The organism is Bathymodiolus azoricus thioautotrophic gill symbiont, from assembly GCF_001298715.1.
Taxonomy (GTDB): Bacteria; Pseudomonadota; Gammaproteobacteria; order PS1; family Pseudothioglobaceae; genus Thiodubiliella.
This window is the reverse complement of sequence record NZ_CDSC02000438.1, coordinates 1-4,789: the sequence shown is the minus strand read 5'-3', so window position 1 is coordinate 4,789 and position 4,789 is coordinate 1. Positions and strand designations below refer to the sequence as shown.

Genomic DNA, 4,789 nt, shown 5'->3' with positions numbered 1-4,789 from the left:
GGTTTGAATTTGCCGAAATTTTAGATTATGGAACCTTGTTAAGCTAAATGCAAAACTTTCTCAATATGTATTACAAATCAATACCTTTTTGAGCTCTGATATTAGACCTAAAAGCGTGTTTAATGTCTGCTATTTTACTAACGGTGTCAGCAACCCTGATTAAACCCTCTGAAGCAGTCCTACCCGTAATAACCACATGTTGGTTTTTGGGGCGTGCGTTGAGTGTATTTAAAATGACTTGTTCGTCTAAGTATTTGTAGTTAATCATATAGGTAAGTTCGTCAAGTACCACTAAATTAATAGCCTTATCTTTAAGATATTGCTCAGCTTGTTGCCAAGTTTCTAATGCCATTTTTTTATCAAACTCTTTGTCTTGTGTGTCCCAAGTAAAGCCTGCCTGCATAGATGTGGTATGGATATTTTCCTGTTTGGCAAAAAAAGCATCTTCGCCTGTATCTTGTGTGCCTTTTAGAAACTTGACGATGGCAACTTGCAACTCATGGCCTAATGCACGACACACCATGCCAAATGCGGAAGAAGATTTGCCCTTGCCATTACCCGTCAGTAAGACAATAATACCTTTATTTATATCTGCTTCTTTAATGCGAGCATCAATATGCGCTTTTTTGCGCTGCATTCTATCTTTGTACCCATTAGGCACTTTTTTGAAGCTTTAGCGCAGGATTAATGCGTGGCGCTAGTGTAAAGACAATAATGACTGCCACCATCCAGTACAGTGCGGTTGGGATTTCAATAATTGACCATTTTGCTATATATGCTGGGAAATCACCCCACCCTGTTTTACTATAAGTAGCAGTGAAAAAGTAATAACTGCTTGTTACTGCAAACCATTGTGTACAGGTGGCAGTGATAATAACGAATGCATTTTTAACGCTATTGTTATCAATTGCCAGCGTACTAATGGCTTTACTTATCCAAAAAATACCATAGTAAGTTAGTGGCACTAAACTATAAGCAGGGGTGATACAATTGGCACTAACACCTTGGTGTACGATCACATAATTATCAATTGCCACGCTACTCAAAATCAGCGTGAATACCACCCAAAACTTGCGAAAATAGACGCCCGCAATAAATAAGGCAGGAATGGTGAAATCAGGCAAATGCAGGAATGATGAAAGCCAGTTGTCGTGTCCGCGCGTGGCAATCATTAAAAGCACCATAATGAGTACAGCAAATAGGGCGTTGATTTGTTTTGTCATTTTTAATCCTCTAATATTTCTTAGTTATAAAGTATAAGGTATAAATGTATTTAAACCTTATTTTACCCATTTTTTACCTTATTCGTTAAACTTGACTCTAGGTAGAGTATCGTGATTAGAATTTTTGATTGTAATAGAAATAAATGTGACAAGAATTAATAGGCGCCATAGAAAAAAACCTGCAAAACCAAAATCTTGTTGTTAATGATTCAATACACGATTGAGTATATAATTAGACACCAATGAGTGACGCTATCAAAATTATAAAAAACGGACTATGGAGCAACAATCAAGCTTTGGTTGCATTATTGGGTTTGTGTCCACTATTGGCAGTAACCAACAATATCACCAATTCAATAAGTTTGGGGCTTGCCACCACTTTTGTATTAGTGGCTTCCAACACAACTGTTTCAATTTTTCGCAACACCATTCGCAAAGAGGTTCGTATTCCAATCTTTGTGCTACTTATCGCTTCTTTTGTAACCATTGTTGAGCTAATAATGCAATCATATTTTTACGACTTGTATTTAATACTGGGTATTTTCGTACCGCTCATTGTTACTAACTGTGCTATTTTGGGTAGGGCAGAAGCCTTTGCCAGTAAAAATACTTGGGGTAAATCAGCATTAGACGGCTTAATGATGGGGCTTGGCTTTTCAATTGTGTTGATTGTCTTAGGTGCAATGCGTGAGTTAATTGGCTCAGGTACTCTATTTGACCAATCAGCATTATTATTAGGCGATTTAGGCAACACACTTAGCATCACTGTATTTGAGGACTATCAAGGCACTTTATTGGCAATTCTACCGCCCGGTGCATTTATTGGGCTAGGGCTGATTGTGGCGCTCAAAAATTGGATTGATGCATAGCGTTAATGACTATTTAAATAGTCCTATTACTGATAGCACACCCCTCTTAGCTTTGGTATTGAAAAAGAACCATGCATGGTTAATTACCAACAAGGATTACACCTTAACCACGGAAGAAAAAAACACATTAAAACCTCTTATTGAGCAACGAGAACAAGGTGTTCCGTTTGCCTATTTAAGTGGTGTAAAAGGTTTTTATCACCTAGATTTTACAGTAACACCTGATACGCTTATTCCCCGCCCTGAAACTGAACTTTTAATCGATATTGCATTGGATTTATTTAAAGGAAAAGCGTGCAAGTTGTTAGATTTAGGTACGGGTAGTGGTATTATTGCCATCACACTGGCAGACAAAAATCCACATTGGCAGGTGGTAGCAACAGACTTTTCCAAACAAGCACTTAAAGTGGCAAGGCAAAATACCACTATTAATATTGATTTCCAACAAGGCAGTTGGTTTGATGCTGTACAAGATAAGCAATTTAATTTGATTATTTCCAACCCACCCTATATTGAACAAGATGACCCTTGCTTGAAGGATTTAATTCATGAGCCACAAACAGCGCTGGTGTCTGGAAAAGATGGCTTAGATGCTATTAGAATTATTATTAAACAAGCGCCAAAGCATCTAACCAATAATGGATTTTTATTGTTAGAGCATGGATACAATCAGCAAATAAAAATTGTTGAATTGCTAAAAGAAAATTTCACTCATATTCAAACATTTAATGATTATAATTCTAACAACCGCGCTGTCTTAGCGCAACTCAAATCCTGAGGAAAAAATGAAAAAAATAATACAGCTATTTACTGCGATTTTATTACTAATTACAACTGCTAATGCTACTTGGTTTAACAATGACGACAAGCCTAAAACAGCAACACAAGACAACAAAACCTACACCTTAAGATTAGCTGAGACTTGGCCCAGTAATTTCCCAATTTTTGGCGATACAACTAAGAAATTTAAACAACTAGCAGAGACAATGTCAAATGGTCGTTTAAAAATCCGCATTGACTCTAAAAACAAACACAAATCAGCACTCGGTATTTTTGATTTTGTTAAATCAGGTCAGTACGACCTAGGTCACTCAGGCTCTTACTATTGGAAAGGTAAAGACATTAATACCTTGTTCTTTACTTCAATGCCTTTTGGTATGACAGCGAACGAACAACACGCTTGGTTTGAATACGGTGGCGGTCAAGAACTTATGGATAAAGTTTACGCCAAACACGGCATAAAGTCCATCATCGGTGGCAATACGAGCAACCAAATGGGCGGCTGGTTTAAAAAAGAAATTAATTCCATTGAAGATTTAAAAGGCTTAAAAATGCGTATTCCTGGATTTGCAGGTGAAATTATGGCAGAAGTTGGCGCAAAACCAACTAATATCCCAGCAGGTGAGCTCTACACCGCACTTGATAGAGGCACAATTGACGCTCTAGAGTGGGTCGGTCCGTCACTAGATTTGCGCATGGGATTTCACAAGGTAGCGCCCTATTATTACACAGGCTGGCATGAGCCAGGTAGTGAGTTACAATTTCTCATTAATTTAAAAAAATACAACGCCCTACCAAAAGATTTACAAGCGATTTTAATCACCGCAATGAAATTATCAGCCTATGATATGTATGCACATTCCAACGACGCTAGCGCGAAGAACTGGGCAACAATGAAAAAAGATTATCCAAATATCAAAGTCAAAACTTTTCCAAAAGCGGTTTTTGCCAAACTCCGAGCAGCCAATGATAAATTGTTAGGTGAGTTGGCCGCAAAAAATCCACTGTCTAAAGAAATCATCGAATCTAGACACAATTATTTACAAAAAATCCGTGCTTGGACAAATATTTCAGATAAGGCTTATTTAAATAGTTTTGATTAACGCTCAATGTCGGTTGTTGCTAAGTATTTAACAAAACCCCAACTCCAATCAGGGAAGATCGGTTTTATTTATCGTGGTCAATCTAATGCAGACTGGGGTTTAACCAGCACTTATTATCGGCGTTTTAATTTCAGCAAATCAAACGATAAGAGCCACAACCCCACACAAAAGCAGTTTCAAGACTATCATAAAGATTTGATCAGTGATGCCAAAAGTTACCATTACCACAAAAAAGAATTAAACGATCTTGAATTATTACTAGAACTCCAGCATTATGGCGCCGCTACAGGGTTTGTTGATTTTAGTCGAGATTTTTTAATCGCCTTATGGTTTGCCTCTCATGGCAATCAAAACACAGGCGGCAAAGTTTTTTTACTAGATACCAATTCCATTGATAAATTCTCTGGATTACAAGAGGGTGAAGAAATTTTTGCCAAGTGCGACAAATTACAATTTGTAAGCAACAACTTTAAAAGCAATAATCGTATTTTTTCCCAAAAAGGGGTGTTTGTGTTTGGCAATCAAACAATTGACGATGTAAAGACAATTGAAATTTTGCAAGAGGACAAACAACCAATTTTGCAAGAACCGAGCAATATATTTTCTATTGATGAAAAATCCCTATTTCAAGATATTCATGGTTTTTCGATGGTAAATGATGTTAATCACCCTATTTATGAAAAAACTGCAGAAGAGTATATCGAAAAAGGTAATAACAATTATCACAAAAGTGAGTTTGAGAAGGCAATTGAGGCTTACAAAAAAGCCATTGAGATTAATCCTGATAGTGATATGGCTTATTCCAATATGGGGA

At 37.0% G+C, this 4,789-nt stretch carries 6 protein-coding genes; 4 read left to right on the top strand and 2 right to left on the bottom strand.

From position 1 onward, the window contains the following. Positions 1 to 70 precede the first annotated feature (70 nt). Positions 71 to 637, bottom strand: a complete 567-nt coding sequence (gene cobO, locus BAZSYMA_RS08360; protein ID WP_090717867.1) for a cob(I)yrinic acid a,c-diamide adenosyltransferase — start codon at positions 635 to 637, stop codon at positions 71 to 73. Between the two features lie 16 nt (positions 638 to 653). Continuing rightward, positions 654 to 1,223: a hypothetical protein gene (locus BAZSYMA_RS08355; RefSeq protein WP_090717863.1), complete on the bottom strand. Its 570-nt coding sequence runs from the start codon at positions 1,221 to 1,223 to the stop codon at positions 654 to 656. A 242-nt stretch (positions 1,224 to 1,465) separates the two neighbouring features. Between BAZSYMA_RS08355 and BAZSYMA_RS08350 the strand changes: the two genes are divergently transcribed. The 4 genes from BAZSYMA_RS08350 to BAZSYMA_RS08335 form a co-directional block, all read left to right on the top strand. Further along, positions 1,466 to 2,092, top strand: coding sequence for an electron transport complex subunit E (locus BAZSYMA_RS08350; RefSeq protein WP_090717860.1), 627 nt, complete (start codon positions 1,466 to 1,468; stop codon positions 2,090 to 2,092). Continuing rightward, the gene (gene prmC / locus BAZSYMA_RS08345) at positions 2,085 to 2,870 is read left to right on the top strand and encodes a peptide chain release factor N(5)-glutamine methyltransferase (protein ID WP_090717857.1); all 786 of its coding nucleotides are present in this window, start codon (positions 2,085 to 2,087) and stop codon (positions 2,868 to 2,870) included. The genes BAZSYMA_RS08350 and prmC overlap by 8 nt, the downstream gene beginning before the upstream one ends. A 7-nt stretch (positions 2,871 to 2,877) precedes the next feature. Further along, positions 2,878 to 3,975: a TRAP transporter substrate-binding protein gene (locus tag BAZSYMA_RS08340; protein ID WP_090717855.1), complete on the top strand. Its 1,098-nt coding sequence runs from the start codon at positions 2,878 to 2,880 to the stop codon at positions 3,973 to 3,975. A 6-nt stretch (positions 3,976 to 3,981) separates the two neighbouring features. Then, positions 3,982 to 4,789 (top strand): FRG domain-containing protein (locus BAZSYMA_RS08335; RefSeq protein ID WP_143243174.1); only part of this gene is annotated, 808 nt, incomplete at its 3' end.

Bases quoted from the DNA above. Each gene is read 5' to 3' on its own strand.
- BAZSYMA_RS08340 (WP_090717855.1), top strand. From the start codon at position 2,878: ATGAAAAAAATAATACAGCTATTTACTGCGATTTTATTACTAATTACA.
- BAZSYMA_RS08350 (WP_090717860.1), top strand. From the start codon at position 1,466: ATGAGTGACGCTATCAAAATTATAAAAAACGGACTATGGAGCAACAAT.
- prmC (WP_090717857.1), top strand. From the start codon at position 2,085: ATGCATAGCGTTAATGACTATTTAAATAGTCCTATTACTGATAGCACA.
- cobO (WP_090717867.1), bottom strand. From the start codon at position 637: ATGCAGCGCAAAAAAGCGCATATTGATGCTCGCATTAAAGAAGCAGAT.
- BAZSYMA_RS08355 (WP_090717863.1), bottom strand. From the start codon at position 1,223: ATGACAAAACAAATCAACGCCCTATTTGCTGTACTCATTATGGTGCTT.